The 17,665-nt window shown below is 67.9% G+C and carries 17 protein-coding genes; 13 read left to right on the top strand and 4 right to left on the bottom strand.

The genetic code is table 11. The features are described 5' to 3' along the window. Nucleotides 1-376 precede the first annotated feature (376 nt). On the top strand, nt 377-649 hold the full coding sequence (locus tag LGN10_RS18680) for a T6SS amidase immunity protein Tai4 family protein (RefSeq protein WP_226224543.1): 273 nt from the start codon (nt 377-379) through the stop codon (nt 647-649). A 108-nt stretch (nt 650-757) separates the two neighbouring features. On the opposite strand, the gene LGN10_RS18675 is transcribed toward LGN10_RS18680, so the two are convergent. The 3 genes from LGN10_RS18675 to LGN10_RS18665 are packed head-to-tail and all read right to left on the bottom strand — an operon-like array spanning nt 758 to nt 3,686. Further along, entirely contained in the window at nt 758-2,212 is a 1,455-nt protein-coding gene (locus tag LGN10_RS18675) for an NAD(P)(+) transhydrogenase (Re/Si-specific) subunit beta (RefSeq protein WP_059581136.1), read from the bottom strand. Next, nucleotides 2,209-2,535 (bottom strand): NAD(P) transhydrogenase subunit alpha, encoded by a 327-nt coding sequence (locus LGN10_RS18670; RefSeq protein ID WP_006476884.1) that lies wholly within the window; start codon nt 2,533-2,535, stop codon nt 2,209-2,211. The genes LGN10_RS18675 and LGN10_RS18670 overlap by 4 nt, the downstream gene beginning before the upstream one ends. 11 nt (nt 2,536-2,546) lie before the next feature. Then, nucleotides 2,547-3,686 (bottom strand): Re/Si-specific NAD(P)(+) transhydrogenase subunit alpha, encoded by a 1,140-nt coding sequence (locus LGN10_RS18665; RefSeq protein WP_059638152.1) that lies wholly within the window; start codon nt 3,684-3,686, stop codon nt 2,547-2,549. Nucleotides 3,687-3,968: 282 nt separating this feature from the next. Here LGN10_RS18665 and LGN10_RS18660 point away from each other — a divergent pair, with 282 nt between their 5' ends. The 3 genes from LGN10_RS18660 (at nt 3,969) to LGN10_RS18650 (ending at nt 7,420) form a co-directional block, all read left to right on the top strand. Further along, a complete protein-coding gene (locus tag LGN10_RS18660; RefSeq protein ID WP_059501004.1) occupies nt 3,969-4,478 on the top strand; it encodes an NUDIX hydrolase in 510 nt (169 codons plus the stop codon). Continuing rightward, complete coding sequence (gene mnmA / locus LGN10_RS18655) at nt 4,475-5,680, top strand: tRNA 2-thiouridine(34) synthase MnmA (RefSeq protein ID WP_059581128.1); 1,206 nt, start codon at nt 4,475-4,477, stop codon at nt 5,678-5,680. Before LGN10_RS18660 ends, mnmA begins: the two co-directional genes overlap by 4 nt. A gap of 120 nt (nt 5,681-5,800) precedes the next feature. After that, nucleotides 5,801-7,420: an FMN-binding glutamate synthase family protein gene (locus LGN10_RS18650; protein WP_059581124.1), complete on the top strand. Its 1,620-nt coding sequence runs from the start codon at nt 5,801-5,803 to the stop codon at nt 7,418-7,420. Nucleotides 7,421-7,536: 116 nt separating this feature from the next. Here the strand turns inward: LGN10_RS18650 and LGN10_RS18645 are convergent, their stop codons facing one another. Continuing rightward, complete coding sequence (locus LGN10_RS18645) at nt 7,537-8,148, bottom strand: glutathione S-transferase family protein (RefSeq protein ID WP_060313532.1); 612 nt, start codon at nt 8,146-8,148, stop codon at nt 7,537-7,539. A 188-nt stretch (nt 8,149-8,336) separates the two neighbouring features. Here LGN10_RS18645 and LGN10_RS18640 point away from each other — a divergent pair, with 188 nt between their 5' ends. The 9 genes from LGN10_RS18640 to LGN10_RS18600 all read left to right on the top strand — a co-directional run bounded on the left by LGN10_RS18640 (nt 8,337) and on the right by LGN10_RS18600 (nt 17,613). Further along, nucleotides 8,337-9,722, top strand: a complete 1,386-nt coding sequence (locus LGN10_RS18640; RefSeq protein ID WP_124861594.1) for an aminopeptidase P N-terminal domain-containing protein — start codon at nt 8,337-8,339, stop codon at nt 9,720-9,722. Between the two features lie 37 nt (nt 9,723-9,759). Next, a complete protein-coding gene (locus LGN10_RS18635) occupies nt 9,760-10,947 on the top strand; it encodes a UbiH/UbiF/VisC/COQ6 family ubiquinone biosynthesis hydroxylase (protein WP_089464545.1) in 1,188 nt (395 codons plus the stop codon). Nucleotides 10,948-11,084: 137 nt separating this feature from the next. Beyond that, entirely contained in the window at nt 11,085-12,152 is a 1,068-nt protein-coding gene (dusB, locus tag LGN10_RS18630) for a tRNA dihydrouridine synthase DusB (protein WP_060312656.1), read from the top strand. After that, nucleotides 12,149-12,382, top strand: coding sequence for a Fis family transcriptional regulator (locus LGN10_RS18625; RefSeq protein ID WP_006476892.1), 234 nt, complete (start codon nt 12,149-12,151; stop codon nt 12,380-12,382). Before dusB ends, LGN10_RS18625 begins: the two co-directional genes overlap by 4 nt. Before the next feature lie 44 nt (nt 12,383-12,426). After that, nucleotides 12,427-13,992: a bifunctional phosphoribosylaminoimidazolecarboxamide formyltransferase/IMP cyclohydrolase gene (gene purH, locus LGN10_RS18620; RefSeq protein ID WP_089464543.1), complete on the top strand. Its 1,566-nt coding sequence runs from the start codon at nt 12,427-12,429 to the stop codon at nt 13,990-13,992. Between the two features lie 156 nt (nt 13,993-14,148). Then, nucleotides 14,149-14,691, top strand: a complete 543-nt coding sequence (gene ruvC / locus LGN10_RS18615) for a crossover junction endodeoxyribonuclease RuvC (protein WP_059638140.1) — start codon at nt 14,149-14,151, stop codon at nt 14,689-14,691. A 183-nt stretch (nt 14,692-14,874) separates the two neighbouring features. Further along, the gene (gene ruvA / locus LGN10_RS18610) at nt 14,875-15,456 is read left to right on the top strand and encodes a Holliday junction branch migration protein RuvA (RefSeq protein WP_031402135.1); all 582 of its coding nucleotides are present in this window, start codon (nt 14,875-14,877) and stop codon (nt 15,454-15,456) included. Between the two features lie 108 nt (nt 15,457-15,564). Next, entirely contained in the window at nt 15,565-16,635 is a 1,071-nt protein-coding gene (gene ruvB / locus LGN10_RS18605) for a Holliday junction branch migration DNA helicase RuvB (RefSeq protein ID WP_059581103.1), read from the top strand. A 24-nt stretch (nt 16,636-16,659) separates the two neighbouring features. After that, the gene (locus tag LGN10_RS18600; protein WP_059638138.1) at nt 16,660-17,613 is read left to right on the top strand and encodes an oxygenase MpaB family protein; all 954 of its coding nucleotides are present in this window, start codon (nt 16,660-16,662) and stop codon (nt 17,611-17,613) included. Nucleotides 17,614-17,665: the final 52 nt, after the last annotated feature.

The following is a 17,665-nucleotide window of genomic DNA, read 5'->3' as shown; positions in this document are numbered from 1 at the left end:
ACACGTCCATTTTCTGGATCGTCAGCACACTGCGCACAATCGAGCTTGCTTGTCGATTTTTTCACGGCACGATCCGCCCATGATCCTGAGGATTTGAGGAATCGGCTCGCGCCTCTCAGTCAATTCCGATTGGATTAACAACATGTCGAGACCGCCATTCTCCAGTGGATGGCACGCCTTCATGAGAGTCAAAGTTTCAGTCGATGAAGTCGGGACACGGATTCCGGAAACCGCATCGATATGGGTATTGCGCTGCAAGACCCGCTGCTCGCGCTCGCGATGGCTCTCGCAATCGGCCCCGTCACGGCCGCACCCCAAGCCACGGTCGCGGCCCCCCGATGCTCGCCATGCTGTCGAACAGCATTCGCAAAAAACGTTGCTGAAGAACTGGGCACTCAGCGTTTGCCTGGCCGGGATCGCGCACGATACCCGCGATCGTGACGACGCCAATGCCACCGCAAGCGCCTATCTGGAATTCAGCGATCAGCCAATCGAGGCCTGCGACGCGCTCCGCGCGCTCACGCAACGGTATGTCGAACGACAATACAGCGGATCGATTCCAGCGTCGTTCAATACGATGAAGTGCATCGACCTCTTCCACAGTCGGGAACTCGACGCGCTTTCCGATCGGCTGACAAAAGCGCGCTAGCGCTGCGCGGCGGGGGCCAATACGTGCGCCCCCTGCATTGCACATGTCATGGCATGCGCACGACCGCATTCGCTCCGTCATGAACGCAGCCGGCGCGCTGCCCTGTCGTCACTCGACGGCCTTCACCATGTCCTCGATGACCTTCTTCGCATCGCCGAACACCATCATCGTCTTGTCCATGTAGAACAGGTCGTTGTCGAGGCCCGCGTAGCCGGCCGCCATCGAGCGCTTGTTGACGATCACCGTGCGCGCCTTGTACGCCTCGATGATCGGCATCCCCGCGATCGGCGATTTCGGATCGTTCTTCGCGGCCGGGTTCACGACGTCGTTCGCGCCGAGCACGAGCACCACGTCCACCTGGCCGAATTCGCCGTTGATGTCCTCCATCTCGTGCACGATCTCGTACGGCACTTCCGCTTCCGCGAGCAGCACGTTCATGTGCCCCGGCATCCGCCCGGCGACCGGGTGGATCGCGTACTTCACGTCGATGCCCTTCTCGACCAGCTTGTCGGTCAGCTCCTTCAGCGCGTGCTGCGCACGGGCGACGGCGAGCCCGTAACCCGGCACGATCACGACCGATTCCGCGTTGCCGAGCATGAACGCCGCGTCGTCGGCCGAGCCCGACTTCACCGGCCGCTGCTCCTGCGCGCCACCCGCGCCGCCGGCCGCCGCTTCGCCGCCGAACCCGCCGAGGATCACGTTGAAGAACGAGCGGTTCATCGCATGGCACATGATGTACGACAGGATCGCGCCCGACGAGCCGACCAGCGAACCGGCGATGATCAGCATCGCGTTGTTCAGCGAGAAGCCGATGCCGGCCGCGGCCCAGCCCGAGTACGAGTTCAGCATCGACACGACCACCGGCATGTCCGCGCCGCCGATCGGGATGATGATCAGCACGCCGAGCACGAACGCGATCGCCGTCATGATGATGAACGGCAGCCACGCCTGCGTGATGAAGAACAGGATGCCGAAGCCGAGCATCGCGATCGCGAGCATCAGGTTGATCAGGTGCTGGCCCGCGTACACGACCGGCGCGCCCTGGAACAGCCGGAACTTGTACTTGCCCGACAGCTTGCCGAACGCGATCACCGAACCGGAGAACGTGATCGCGCCGACGAACGTGCCGATGAACAGCTCGACGCGGTTGCCGTACGGGATGAAGCTCGACGACACCGCGTCCTGCGGCACGAGCCCGAACGCTTCCGGCTCCGACACCACCGCATACGCGATGCACACGGCCGCGAGACCGATCAGCGAGTGCATCGCCGCGACGAGTTCCGGCATCTTCGTCATCTCGACGCGCGCGGCGACGAATGCCCCGACGCCGCCGCCGACGATCAGCGCGCCGAGCACGAGCGCGAGGCCGAGCGGCAGGTTCGCGCCGAGCCACGCGGCCTGCTTGACGATCAGCGCGATCGTCGTGAGGATCGCGATGGCCATCCCGACCATCCCGAACAGGTTGCCGCGCCGCGCGCTCTTCGGGTTCGACAGGCCCTTCAGCGCCTGGATGAAGCACACCGACGCGACGAGGTACAGCAGCGTAACGACGTTCATGCTCATCGCGCGCCCTCCTTGCCGCCCTCGACACGCTTGGGCTCCTTCTTGCGGAACATCTCGAGCATGCGCCTCGTCACGAGAAAGCCGCCGAACACGTTGACGGCCGCGAGCGCGACCGCGAGCGTGCCGAAGAACTTGCCGGTCGCGCCGACGGTGAGCGCCGCCGCGAGCATCGCGCCGACGATCACGATCGCCGAGATCGCGTTGGTCACGGCCATCAGCGGCGTATGCAGCGCCGGCGTGACGTTCCAGACGACGTGGTAGCCGACGTACACCGCCAGCACGAAGATGATCACGTTGATCACCGTGTGATTGATGACTTCCATGGTCTCCTCCGTTATTTGCGCGTGACTTCGCCGTCGCGGCACAGCAGCGTCGCGGCGACGATGTCGTCGGTCAGGTCGATGTTCAGCGTGCCTTCCTTCGTGACGATCAGCTTCATGAAATCGAGCAGGTTGCGCGCGTACAGCGCCGACGCGTCCGACGCGACCATCGACGCGAGGTTCGTGTAGCCGGCGATCGTCACGCCGTTGTGCACGATCACCTGGTCGGCGACGGTCAGCGGGCAGTTGCCGCCCTTGCGGCCGTCGAATTCCGGGCCGCGGCCGGCCGCGAGATCGACGAGCACCGCGCCGGGCTTCATCGACTGCACGGTCTCCACCGAGATCAACGTCGGCGCCGGGCGCCCCGGAATCAGCGCGGTGGTGATCACGATGTCGGCCTGCTTCGCGCGCTCGTGCACGAGCGCGGCCTGGCGGCCGAGCCACGACGGCGGCATCGGGCGCGCATAGCCGCCGACACCCTGCGCGGCTTCGCGCTCTTCGTCGGTTTCGAACGGAACGTCGAGGAATTTCGCGCCGAGCGACTCGATCTGCTCCTTCACGGCCGGCCGCACGTCGGACGCCTCGATCACGGCGCCGAGCCGCTTCGCGGTCGCGATCGCCTGCAGGCCCGCGACGCCCGCGCCGAGAATCAGCACGCGCGCCGCCTTCACGGTACCCGCGGCCGTCATCAGCATCGGCATGAAGCGCGGATACAGCGACGCGGCCACCAGCACGGCCTTGTAGCCGGCGATGTTCGCCTGCGACGACAGCACGTCGAGACTCTGCGCGCGCGTCGTGCGCGGCGCGGCCTCGAGTGCGAAGCCGGTCACGCCGGCCGCGGCGAGTTTCGCCGCCTGCTCGCCATTGAACGGCTCGAGCATGCCGACCAGCACGGTGCCGCGCTTGAGCGACGGCAGTTCGGCGTCGGTGGGCGCCTGGACCTTCAACACGATGTCGGCGTCGAAAGCGGCCGACTGGTCGGTCAATTCGGCGCCGGCGGCCGCATAGGCTTCGTCGGGATAGCTGGCCGCGGTGCCGGCCCCTTTCGCGATACTGACCCGATGGCCGGCCGCCGCGTATTTCTTCACGGTTTCCGGCGTCGCGGCCACACGCGCCTCGTTGGCCCGCGTTTCAGCAGGCACTCCAATATGCATCGTCAGTTCCTCCAGTCATTGTCAGTATTTCTTTTCTTGCGATCTTTTTACTGCGCAACGAGCCGGACAGGCTGACTTACCGGCTCACGAGCAACGGCGTTCACGCTGCACTTTAACCGAAAGCGATGGCCCCGCCAGCACTTTCCGCACGATCGTGCTCGAATGCGACGTCGGTTTGATCCGCGCCGCCATGTCCTGCCGGGGCCGACGAATCCGAAAGGGTCGGATTCGTCTAACGGAACGGCCGGCAGCGTTCGGGCGCAACCGGTAAAATGCCGAACCATGAAACCCGAAATCTGGACCCCGCATGTGACGGTCGCCGCGCTCGTCGAGCGCGCCGGCCGCTTTCTCGTGATCGAGGAAGAAACCTCGACGGGCCTGCGCATCAATCAGCCGGCCGGTCACCTCGAAGCCGGCGAAACGCTGGCCGACGCGGTGATCCGCGAAACGCTGGAGGAAACCGCGCACCCGTTCACGCCCGACGCACTCGTCGGCGTCTATCTCGCGCACTACGACCGCCCCGGCAGCGCCGGCGCGACCTACCTGCGCTTCACGTTCTGCGGCACGGCCGGCGAACCGGTCGCGGGCCACGTGCTCGACGACGGCATCGTCCGCACGCTGTGGATGACGGCCGACGAGCTGCGCGCCTGCAGCGAGCGCCATCGTTCGCCCGCGGTGATGCGCTGCGTCGACGACTATCTCGCCGGGCGGCGTATTCCGCTCGATTTCGTACACACGCACTCGGTCGCCCCGCGCCCCGAGGCATTCGAACGTCAGGCGGTCGGCAAATGAGCAAGCGCCGTGTAGTGGTGGGCATGTCGGGCGGCGTCGATTCGTCGGTGACCGCGTGGCTGCTGAAGGAACAGGGCTACGACGTGGTCGGCCTGTTCATGAAGAACTGGGAAGACGACGACGACGGCGAGTACTGCTCGACGCGCCAGGACTGGATCGACGTCGTGTCGGTGGCCGACCTGATCGGCATCGACGTGGAAGCCGTCAACTTCGCGGCGGAATACAAGGATCGCGTGTTCGCCGAATTCCTGCGCGAATACTCGGCCGGCCGCACGCCGAACCCCGACGTGCTGTGCAACGCCGAGATCAAGTTCAAGGCGTTCCTCGACCACGCGATGTCGCTCGACGCGGAAATGATCGCGACCGGCCACTATGCGCGCGTGCGCGAACGCGACGGGCGTTTCGAACTGCTGAAGGCGTTCGATCACACGAAGGACCAGTCGTACTTCCTGCATCGGCTGAACCAGGCGCAGCTGTCGAAGACGATGTTCCCGCTTGGCGAGATCCCGAAGACGAAGGTGCGCGAGATCGCCGCGCAGATCGGGTTGCCGAATGCGAAGAAGAAGGATTCGACCGGCATCTGCTTCATCGGCGAACGGCCGTTCCGCGATTTCCTGAACCGTTATCTTCCGACGAAGCCCGGCCCGATGAAGACGCCCGACGGCAAGGTGGTCGGCGAGCACATCGGCCTCGCGTTCTACACGTTCGGCCAGCGCAAGGGCATCGGGCTCGGCGGCAGCAAGAGCGGCAGCGGCGAGCCGTGGTTCGTCGCCGCGAAGGACATCGCGTCGAACACGCTGTACGTCGTGCAGGGCCACGATCATCCGTGGCTGCTGTCGCGCGAGCTCGTCGCCGGCAACGTGAGCTGGGTCGCCGGCGAGCCGCCGGCGGACGGCTTCGCGTGCGGCGCGAAGACACGCTACCGGCAGGCCGATGCGGCGTGCGTATTCGGTCGAGCCGCGACAGGTCGGGCCGCGCTAGGCCGGGCCGCGATCGACGCCGCGGCAGCCGGCCCGGCAGGCGAGGCGCGCTTCTCGCTCGCGTTCGACGATGCGCAGTGGGCCGTCACGCCCGGCCAGTCGGCCGTGCTGTACGACGGCGAGATCTGTCTGGGCGGCGGCATCATCGAATCCGCGGCGACCGGCCAGCCCGGTCAGGCTGCGGCGGCGGCCCACGCGCCGGCGCTCGCCGAAGCACGCTGACACCCATTCGGTTTAGACTTGCGGCACGCCGCGCCCGGCGGAACACGATTCCGTCGCGGCCGGCGCGCCGCCTTCGCAGCGTACGCATGGCGGTATCTCAAGATTCTTACGGAGTCCCCCATGCTTTCCAGACGCTACCTCGCGATGTGGTGCGCCGTCCTGCTGCTCGTCGCCGCGGCCGCACTCGCGTCGGTCCACCTCCTTTCCTGGCTGTGGATCGTCATCCCCATCGCCCTCGTCGCACTCGGCCTGTACGACCTGAACCAGGATCGCCACGCGATCCTGCGGAACTACCCGCTGTGGGGCCACTTCCGCTTCCTGTTCGAATTCATCCGGCCTGAAATCCGCCAGTACTTCGTCGAGGACGACACCGACGAAAAACCGTTCTCGCGCGCGCAGCGCAGCCTCGTCTACCAGCGCGCGAAGAACGTCGCCGACAACCGCCCGTACGGCACCGAACTGAACGTGAAGGCCGTCGCGCACGAATGGATCAGCCATTCGCTCGCGCCGACGAAGCTGCCGAACCACGATTTCCGTATCCGCGTCGGCGCGAATCGCGCGCAGCCGTACGACATTTCGATCTTCAACATCTCGGCGATGAGCTTCGGCTCGCTGTCCGCGAACGCGATCCGCTCGCTGAACCTCGGCGCGAAGAAAGGCGGGTTCGCGCACGACACCGGCGAAGGCTCGCTGTCGAAGTACCACCGCGAGAACGGCGGCGACATCATCTGGGAAATCGCGTCCGGCTACTTCGGCTGCCGCAACGACGACGGCACCTTCAACCCGGACAAGTTCGCGAAGCAGGCCGCCGATCCGCAGGTCAAGATGATCGAGGTGAAGCTGTCGCAAGGCGCGAAGCCCGGCCACGGCGGCGTGCTGCCGGCCGCGAAGATCACGCCGGAAATCGCGGAGACGCGCGGCGTGCCGATGGGCAAGGACTGCATCTCGCCCGCGACGCACTCGGAATTCTCGACGCCGCGCGGGCTGCTCGAATTCGTCGAACGGCTGCGCACGCTGTCCGGCGGCAAGCCGACCGGCTTCAAGCTGTGCATCGGCCATCCGTGGGAATTCTTCGGGATCGCGAAAGCGATGCTCGAGACGGGCATCGTGCCCGACTTCATCGTCGTCGACGGCGCGGAAGGCGGCACGGGCGCGGCGCCGCTCGAATTCACCGACCACGTCGGCGTGCCGCTGCAGGAAGGACTGCTGCTCGTGCACAACACGCTCGTCGGGATCGGCGTGCGCGACCGCGTGAAGATCGGCGCGAGCGGCAAGATCATCACCGCGTTCGACATCGCGCGCACGCTCGCGATCGGCGCGGACTGGGTGAACTCGGCGCGCGGCTTCATGTTCGCGGTCGGCTGCATCCAGGCGCAGCACTGCCATACCGACCGCTGCCCGACCGGCGTCGCGACGCAGGACCCGGTGCGCCAGCGGGCGCTCGTCGTGCCCGACAAGGCCGAGCGCGTGTACAACTTCCACCGCAATACGCTGCATGCGCTGCAGGAACTCGTGCAGGCGGCCGGCCTCGCGCATCCGTCCGAGCTGCGCGCGCACCATATCGTGCAGCGGGTCGCGCCGCACGAAGTGCGGCTGATGTCGCAACTGCTGAAATACCTGAAACCCGGTGCGCTGCTCGACGGCCAGACCTGCGGCTTCTCGCTGTACGACAAGTGGTGGCCGATCGCGCGCAGCGATTCGTTCACGCTCGGCGAAGCCGTGTACGCGTCGATCGAGTAAAGCGCACGGCAACCCCGTTGCGACGGCGGCCGGCCCGCGCCGCAAAAGCAAAAGCGCCCCGCGGGGCGCTTTTGCTTTTCTTTCGTCTGGCGAATGCGTGAAGGCCGGGCCGCGGCTCAGTTCTGCGGCAGCGTATCGGCGAACGACGGTCGCTGTTGCAGCTTCACGAAGTGCTTGTCGAGGTTCGGGTGGCGATCGCGCCAGTTGAGCTCGGGCATCCGGAAGTCGAGATAGCCGAGCGCGCAGCCGAGTGCGATGTCGGCGAGCGTGTAATGATTGCCGACGCACCACGTCTTGCCGCCGAGACCCTGCGACATCGCGACGAGCGCGTCGTCGATCTTGCGCTGCTGGCGCGCGATCCAGCTCGCGCTGCGCTGCGCTTCGTCGCGCAGCGTGTGTTCGAGACGGATCGCGACGGCCGCGTCGAGCACGCCGTCGCCCAGTGCCTCCCAGCAGCGCACTTCGACGCGCTCGCGGCCCGACGGCGGAATCAGCTTGCCGACCGGCGACAGCGTATCGACGTATTCGCAGATCACGCGGGAATCGAACACCGCGGCGCCATCCTCCATCACGAGGCACGGGACCTTGCCGAGCGGATTCGACGCGTGAATGTTCGTATCCGGCGCCCACACGTTCTCGAGCTCCAGCTTGTAGTCGATCTTCTTTTCGGCAAGCACGATCCGCGCCTTTCGGACGTACGGGCTGCTGAGCGAACCGATTAATTTCATCATCTGCCTTTTTAAGGGAACCGCCGCGAGTATACGTTGTCGCCGATCATAACCGGCCCGCGCGGCCGGGTAGAAAATCGGCCGTCCGGCCTGTGGATGGTTTGCAACAGCCGCCACGCGCGGCCCGGCCGGCGCGGCTTCCGGCCCCACACTCACGCACCGCGGCGCGCGGCGCTACAATCGCACGAATGAACGCGCCCCTCGATACCGCCATCGCCGTCGACGTCTACCGCCAGCGCCGTGAACGCGTGCTTGCCGCACTGCGTGCCGCGGGCGGCGGCGTCGCCATCGTCCCCACCGCGCCGGAAATGCTGCGCAACCGCGACACGGCCTACCCGTACCGGTTCGACAGCTACTTCCATTACCTGACGGGTTTCACCGAGCCGGATGCCGTGCTTGTGCTGAACGCGGCCGCGCCGCACGGCGCGCCGGAATCGATCCTGTTCTGCCGCGCCAAGAACGTCGACCGCGAAATCTGGGAAGGCTTTCACTACGGGCCCGATGCCGCGCGCGACGCGTTCGGCTTCGACGCGGCCTTCGCGGTCGACGTGATCGACACCGAAATGCCGCGCCTGCTCGCCGATGCGGGCACCGTGCATTACCGGTTCGGCGCGTCGGCCGAGTTCGAGCGCCAGCTCGCCGGCTGGATCGACGCGGTGCGCGCGCAGGCACGCACGGGCGTCGCCGCGCCGGACGCGCTGCTCGACCTCACGCCGCTGCTCGACGACATGCGGCTCGTGAAGGACGAACACGAACTCGCGATCATGATGCGCGCCGCGCACATCTCCGCGCTCGCGCACCGCCGCGCGATGCAGGCGTGCCGCCCCGGCATCCGCGAATACGAACTCGAGGCCGAGCTGCTGTACCTGTTCCGCAAGCACGGCGCGCAGGCGCCCGCGTACGGGTCGATCGTCGCGGCCGGCGCGAATGCGTGCGTGCTGCACTACCCGGCCGGCAACGCGGCCGCGCGGGACGGTGACCTGATCCTGATCGACGCCGCCTGCGAACTCGACGGCTATGCATCGGACATCACGCGCACGTTCCCGGCCAACGGCCGCTTCTCGCCCGCGCAGCGCACGCTGTACGACATCGTGCTCGCCGCGCAGCAGGCCGCGATCGACGCGACGCGCGCGGGCGTGCCGTTCGAGGCGCCGCACGATGCGGCCGTACGCGTGCTCGCGCAGGGGCTGCTCGATACCGGCATCATCCCGAAAACGCGCTTCTCGAACGTCGACGACGTGATCGCCGAGCGCGCATACACGCGCTTCTACATGCACCGCACCGGCCACTGGCTCGGGATGGACGTGCACGACTGCGGCGACTATCGCGAGCGGCTCGCCGCGCGCGACGCGAACGGCGCGCTGCCGTGGCGCACGCTGAAGCCGGGCATGACGCTCACCGTCGAGCCCGGCCTGTACGTGCGCGCGGCCGACGACGTGCCGCCCGAGTACTGGAACATCGGCATCCGCATCGAGGACGACGCGATCGTGCGCGAGCACGGCTGCGAGCTGATCACGCGCGGCGTGCCGGTCGCGGCCGACGAAATCGAGGCGCTGATGCGCGCGGACGCATGACCGGCCGCCGACCGTTACCTCCGTTTCACGAATCAAGATGACGACCGCTTCCTCGCCGGCCACGCCGGATTACGACCTCGCCATCGTCGGCGCGGGCCCCGTCGGACTCGCGCTCGCCGGCTGGCTCGCACGCCGCAGCGCGACCCAGCATGCGTCGATCGCGCTGATCGACGCGCGCGAACCTGCCGCGAGCGCGAACGACCCGCGCGCGATCGCCGTATCGCACGGCAGCCGCGTGCTGCTCGACACGCTCGCGTGGCCGGCCGACGCCACGCCGATCGAACATATCCACGTGTCGCAACGCGGCCATTTCGGCCGCACGCTGATCGACCGCGACGAACACGCGCTCGCCGCGCTCGGCTACGTCGTGCGTTACGGCTCGATCGTGCAGGCGCTCGCGGGCGCCGTGCGCGGCACGCGGGTCGACTGGCTCACGTCGACCACCGCACGCACGCCGCGGCAGGACGCCGACGGCGTCACGCTGACGCTCGACGGCCCTCAGGGCGAACGCACGCTGCGCGCGCGCATTGTCATCAATGCCGAAGGCGGGCTGTTTCATGAACGGCACGCCGATACGGGCAAGCATCGCCGCGATTACGGGCAGACCGCGATCGTGGGGACGGTCACGGTATCGGCACCGCGCCCGAACGTCGCGTGGGAGCGCTTCACGCACGAAGGCCCGCTCGCGCTGCTGCCGCTCGGCGGGCCGCGTCAGGCCGACTACTCGCTCGTGTGGTGCTGTACGCCCGACGAGGCCGCACGCCGCGCGGCGCTGCCCGACGACGCGTTCCTGCGCGAGCTCGGCGCGGCATTCGGCGAGCGGATGGGCCGGTTCGTCGCGATCGCGGGGCGGGCGTCGTTCCCGCTCGGGCTGAGCGCGGCGCAAACGCTCGTGAGCGGCCGCATCGCGATCGTCGGCAACGCCGCGCAAACGCTGCATCCGGTCGCGGGCCAGGGGCTCAACCTCGGGCTGCGCGATGCGCATACGCTCGTCGATGCACTCTCCGCGCAAGGCTTCGAAGCGACCGCGCTCGCGACCTTCAACGCGCGCCGCGCGCTCGACCGGCGCCTCACGATCGGCGCGACCGACACGCTGGCGCGCCTGTTTACGATCGACTCGGGCCCGCTTCCGCTGCTGCGCGGCGCGGCGCTCACCGCGCTCGAATTCGTGCCGCCGCTCAAGAAGGCGATCGCTCGCCAGATGATGTTCGGCCAGCGCAACTGACACGCGGCGCACCGTACGGCCCCTCCGGGCACACCAGGCAAACCGGGTCAAATCGGCGGGGCATGGGAATACGGTAAAATGCCCGTTTTCCGCCTTCCCTTCCCCTGCCCGCGCGTGTCGCGGGCGGCGCCATTGCGATGCCCGTTATCGGCCCTCACGTATTGCGTAACAACCTGTTCGTCGCCCCGATGGCCGGGGTGACGGATCGTCCGTTCCGCCAGCTGTGCAAGCGGCTGGGGGCCGGTTACGCGGTGTCCGAGATGGTCGCGTCCAACGCGCAGCTGTGGAAGAGCGCGAAGACGATGCGGCGCGCGAACCACGAAGGCGAGGTCGAGCCGATCGCGGTTCAGATCGCCGGCGCCGATCCGGCGATGATGGCCGAAGCGGCCCGCTACAACGTCGACAACGGCGCGCAGATCATCGACATCAACATGGGCTGCCCGGCAAAGAAGGTCTGCAACGTCGCGGCCGGCTCCGCGCTGCTGCAGAACGAGCCGCTCGTGCAGCGGATCGTCGAGGCCGTCGTGGCGGCGGTCGGCACCGGGCCCGATGCGGTGCCCGTCACGCTGAAGATCCGCACCGGCTGGGACCGCGAGCACAAGAACGCGATCACGGTCGCGCGCCTGGCCGAAGCGGCCGGCATCTCGATGCTCACCGTGCATGGCCGCACGCGCGCCGACCTGTACCGCGGCGACGCCGAGTACGACACCATCGCGGCCGTGAAGGCGGCCGTGCGGATTCCGGTCGTCGCGAACGGCGACATCACGTCGCCCGCCAAGGCGAAGGCCGTGCTCGACGCAACCGGCGCCGACGCGCTGATGATCGGTCGCGCCGCGCAAGGCCGGCCGTGGCTGTTCCGCGAAATCGATCATTTCCTGCAAACCGGCGAGCTGCTGCCCCCGCCGCGGATCGACGAGATCCAGCACGTGATGAACGAACACCTGGAAGACCACTACGCTTTCTATGGCGAATTCACCGGCGTCCGTACTGCGCGCAAGCACATCGGCTGGTACACTCGCGGCCTTTCCGGTGCCAACGGGTTCCGGCACCGAATGAACACGCTCGATTCCACCCGCGAGCAGCTCGCCGCCGTCAATGCATTCTTCGAGGCGCAAAAAGCGCTGTCGGACCACCTCGTCTACGTCGATGACGAAGCGGAAAACGGCCCGGGCGAGCCGGACGACCATAACCAGTTAGCAGCATGAGCAAGCACAACATCGAACAATGTGTCCGCGAGAGCCTGGACGTGTATTTCCGGGATCTAGACGGCTCCAATCCGCACGACGTCTATGAAATGGTGATGTCCTGCGTCGAAAAGCCGATGCTCGAGGTCGTGCTCGTACAGGCCGGCGGCAACCAGTCGCTCGCCGCCGAGTACCTCGGCATCAATCGCAATACGCTGCGCAAGAAGCTGCAGCAGCACGGCCTGCTGTAGGCGGCCGCCCCGTCCCCGTTTCCCTGGCTATTGGTGGTTCCATCATGATCAAGCAAGCGCTCATTTCCGTTTCCGACAAGACCGGCATCGTCGACTTCGCGAAGTCGCTGTCCGACCTCGGCGTCAAGCTGCTGTCGACGGGCGGCACCGCGAAACTCCTCGCCGACGCCGGCCTGCCCGTGACCGAAGTGGCCGATTACACGGGCTTCCCGGAAATGCTCGATGGGCGCGTGAAGACGCTGCACCCGAAAGTGCACGGCGGCATCCTCGCCCGCCGCGACCTGCCCGAGCACATGCAGGCGCTGGAGCAGCACGGCATCCCGACGATCGACCTGCTCGTCGTGAACCTGTATCCGTTCGTCGCGACGATCGCGAAGGACGACTGCACGCTCGCCGACGCGATCGAGAACATCGACATCGGCGGCCCGACGATGCTGCGCTCGGCCGCGAAGAACCACCGCGACGTGACGGTCGTGGTCGACCCGGCCGACTACGCGGTCGTGCTCGATGAAATGAAGGCGAACGGCAACACCGTCGGCTACCCGACCAACTTCCGTCTCGCGACGAAGGTGTTCGCGCACACCGCGCAATACGACGGCGCGATCACGAACTACCTGACCAGCCTGACCGACGAGCTGAAGCACGCATCGCGCAACACGTACCCGGCCACGCTGAACCTGGCGTTCGACAAGGTGCAGGACCTGCGCTACGGCGAGAACCCGCACCAGAGCGCGGCGTTCTACCGCGACCTCGCGGCGCCGGCCGGCGCGCTGGCGAACTACCGCCAGCTGCAGGGCAAGGAACTGTCGTACAACAACATCGCGGATTCGGACGCGGCGTGGGAATGCGTGAAGACGTTCGACGCGCCGGCCTGCGTGATCATCAAGCATGCGAACCCGTGCGGCGTCGCGGTTGGCAACGACTCGGCCGACGCGTACGCGAAGGCATTCCAGACCGACCCGACCTCCGCATTCGGCGGCATCATCGCGTTCAACCGCGAAGTCGACGAAGCGGCCGCGCAAGCGGTGGCGAAGCAGTTCGTCGAAGTGCTGATCGCGCCGTCGTTCTCCGACGCCGCGAAGCAGGTGTTCGCCGCGAAGCAGAACGTGCGCCTGCTGGAAATCGCACTCGGCGACGGCCACAACGCATTCGACCTGAAGCGCGTGGGCGGCGGCCTGCTCGTGCAGTCGCTCGATTCGAAGAACGTGCAGCCGCACGAGCTGCGCGTCGTCACGAAGCGCCACCCGACGCCGAAGGAAATGGACGACCTGCTGTTCGCATGGCGCGTCGCGAAGTACGTGAAGTCGAACGCGATCGTGTTCTGCGGCAACGGCATGACGCTCGGCGTCGGGGCCGGCCAGATGAGCCGCGTCGATTCCGCCCGTATCGCGAGCATCAAGGCGCAGAACGCGGGGCTGACGCTCGCCGGCTCGGCCGTCGCGTCGGATGCGTTCTTCCCGTTCCGCGACGGCCTCGACGTGGTCGTGGCGGCCGGCGCGACCTGCGTGATCCAGCCGGGCGGCTCGATGCGCGACGACGAAGTGATCGCGGCAGCCGACGAGCACAACATCGCGATGATCCTGACGGGCGTGCGCCACTTCCGTCACTGATCGCCGCATGCGGCCCGCGCGCGGCCGCTGCACCGGAACCCGGCGGCATCACCTCCGCCGGGTTTTTTATTGCGCGGCGCCTTCGCGCGCGACCGCGCGACCGGCTTGCCGCCCCATTCGTTGTAGTATCGCTGCATCACGCCACTCTCCTCACTCATGCGAATTCTCGGCATCGACCCCGGCCTGCGCGTCACCGGCTTCGGCGTCATCGACGTCAGCGGCCACCGGCTCGCCTATGTCACGAGCGGCGTGATCCGCACGCCGACGGCCGACCTGGCCACCCGGCTCGGCACGATCTTCCAGGGCATCTCGACGATCGTGCGCGAACACGCGCCCGACCAGGCCGCGATCGAAAAGGTGTTCGTCAACGTGAACCCGCAGTCGACGCTGCTGCTCGGCCAGGCACGCGGCGCCGCGATCTGCGGGCTCGTCGCGGGCGGGCTGCCGGTCGCCGAATACACGGCGCTGCAGCTCAAGCAGGCCGTGGTCGGCTACGGCCGCGCGACCAAGACGCAGATGCAGGACATGGTCACGCGGCTGCTCAACCTGTCCGGCCAGCCGGGCTCGGACGCCGCCGACGCGCTCGGCATGGCGATCTGCCACGCGCACGGCGGCAACACGCTCAGCACGCTGGGCGGGCTCGCGCCGGCGCTCGCGCAGAAAGGGCTGCGCGTGCGGCGCGGCAGGCTGGTCGGCTGACGCTGCCGCGCACCGCGGCCGCGCGCGTCGGCTCGACTCCGCGGGCTGCGTTGGCCGCCTCGATCGTTTCACCCACGCCCGACATGCCCGCGACACGCGCCGCTTCGGCCTGACGGCCGCGCCCATCGGCATCGCGCCGCGCGTGCGCTACACTCGCGCTTTCTTCCTCGCATCCCGTCCTCCATGATCGGTCGCATCGCCGGCATCCTGCTCGAAAAGAACCCGCCTCATCTGCTCGTCGACTGCAACGGCGTCGGCTATGAAATCGACGTGCCGATGAGCACCTTCTACAACCTGCCGCAAACGGGCGAACGCATCGTGCTGCTCACGCAGCAGATCGTCCGCGAAGACGCGCACCTGCTGTACGGCTTCCTGACGCCGCAGGAACGCACGACCTTCCGCGAGCTGCTGAAGATCACCGGCATCGGCGCGCGCATGGCGCTCGCCGTGCTGTCCGGCATGAGCGTCCAGGAGCTCGCACAGGCCGTGACGATGCAGGACGCCGCACGCCTCACGCGCCTGCCCGGCATCGGCAAGAAGACGGCCGAGCGCCTGCTGCTCGAGCTGAAGGGCAAGCTCGGCGCCGACCTCGGCGCGCTCGCCGGCGCGGCTTCGCCGTCCGACCACGCGACCGACATCCTCAACGCGCTGCTGGCGCTCGGCTACTCCGAGAAGGAAGGCCTTGCCGCGATCAAGAACGTGCCGGCCGGCACCGGCGTGTCCGAAGGCATCAAGCTCGCGCTGAAGGCGTTGTCGAAGGCGTAACGCGCGGTCGATCCGGCCGTCGAAGCCAGTGTCGCGCCGCCGCGCGGCGCGCGCCAGTCGGCCGTTCGGCCAGGTGGCCCGGGCTCCGTCGCGCGGTACAATGGCCGCATGATTGAAACCGACAAACTCGCCACCGAGCAGCGGATCATCGCCGCCACGCCCGCCTCGTCGCACGAGGAGGTGTTCGAACGGGCGCTGCGGCCGCGCCAGCTCGACGACTACGTCGGCCAGGAAAAGGTCCGCGGCCAGCTCGAGATCTTCATCGAAGCCGCGAAACGCCGCTCCGAGCCGCTCGACCACGTGCTGCTGTTCGGGCCGCCGGGGCTCGGCAAGACGACGCTCGCCCACATCATCGCGCGCGAGATGGGCGTGAACCTGCGCCAGACGTCGGGGCCCGTGCTCGAGCGCGCGGGCGATCTCGCCGCGTTGCTCACGAACCTCGAGGCGAACGACGTGCTGTTCATCGACGAAATCCACCGGCTGTCGCCGGTCGTCGAGGAGATCCTGTATCCGGCGCTCGAGGATTACCAGATCGACATCATGATCGGCGAAGGCCCGGCCGCGCGCAGCGTGAAGCTCGACCTGCAGCCGTTCACGCTGGTCGGCGCGACCACTCGCGCGGGGATGCTGACCAACCCGCTGCGCGATCGTTTCGGGATCGTCGCGCGCCTCGAGTTCTACGACGCCGATCAACTGTCGCGCATCGTGCGGCGCTCGGCGTCGCTGCTCAATGCGCAGATCGATCCGAACGGCGCGCTGGAAATCGCGAAGCGCTCGCGCGGCACGCCGCGGATCGCCAACCGGCTCCTGCGCCGCGTGCGCGACTTCGCGGAAGTGAAGGCCGACGGCCAGATCACCGCGGCCGTCGCCGATGCCGCACTTGCGATGCTCGACGTCGATCCGGTCGGCTTCGACCTGATGGACCGCAAGCTGCTCGAAGCGATCCTGTACAAGTTCGACGGCGGCCCGGTCGGCATCGACAACCTCGCGGCGGCAATCGGCGAGGAGCGCGACACGATCGAGGACGTGCTCGAACCGTACCTGATCCAGCAGGGCTTCCTGCAGCGCACGCCGCGCGGGCGCGTCGCGACGCTGCTCACGTATCGCCACTTCGGGCTGTCGGTGCCCGAGGCCCGCCGCACCGAACGCGACGAGTGGGATACTCCGGACGGGAAGTAGTCCGTCGCCCGAGTCGCACCCGCCATGACGACGCCGCCCAGCCACCACCCCACCGCACCCGCGCCGGGCCCGCGCTGGGCCGAGCCGATCCGCAAGCGGCTCGTGGCCGGCATCACGCACCTGACGGTGGGTGGCGGCGGCCCGTCGATCGATCTCTCTTCACCGCCCGGCGACCCCGGGCTGTTCGGCCCCGACGCCGTCTGCTGGCGCGTGCATGCCGATTTCACGTCGATGATGACAGGCGGCATCGCCGCGCTGCTGCTGCAGGCGCTCCACCCGCTCGCGCTCGCGGGCGTCTGGGATCATTCGTCGTTCCGCACCGATATCCTCGGCCGTCTGCGGCGCACCGCCACGTTCATCACGGGGACGACGTTCGGCAGCCGCGCGGACGCGCTCGCGCTGATCGAGCGCGTGAAGGCGATCCACGCGCACATCTCGGGCAACGCGCCGGACGGCCGGCCGTACCGCGCCGACGATCCCGCGCTGCTGACCTGGGTGCATGTCGCGGAAGTGTCGAGCTTCCTCGCCGCGCATCTGCGTTACGTGAATCCGGCGCTGCCGGGCGAACTGCAGGACCGCTATTACGCGGAGACGGCGCTGATCGCCGAGCTGCTGGGCGCCCAAGCGGTGCCGCGTTCGCGCGCCGAGGTGGCGGCCTATCTCGCGCGCATGCTGCCCGAACTCGAAGCCGGGCCGCGCACGTTCGACGTGATGTCCATCCTGCTGAATGTGCCGGTCGCGAAGCCGGCGCTGCGGCCTGCCGCGTCGCTGGTGATGCATGCCGGAATCGACCTGCTGCCGCCGTGGGCGCAGCGCATGCTCGGCGTGTCGGCGTTCGCGCCGGTGCGGCGCGCGCTGGTCCGGCCCGGCATACGCGCGGTCGCGCCCGTGCTGCGCTGGGCGCTCGTCAACGGCGCGTCGAAGCGTGCGCGCCGCCGCGCGACGGCCGCCCCGTCGGACGGCGCCCCGCCTGGCTGACGATCCGTTTCTTCGGATCATTTCAATTTACCGTCAAATACCTGTGGCAAGC

Origin of the sequence: Burkholderia sp. AU32262, assembly GCF_020419985.1 — a bacterium.
GTDB classification, from domain to species: Bacteria; Pseudomonadota; Gammaproteobacteria; order Burkholderiales; family Burkholderiaceae; genus Burkholderia; species Burkholderia semiarida.
The sequence above is the reverse complement of the archived record's forward strand: the minus strand, read 5'-3'. Positions and strand labels throughout refer to the sequence as shown.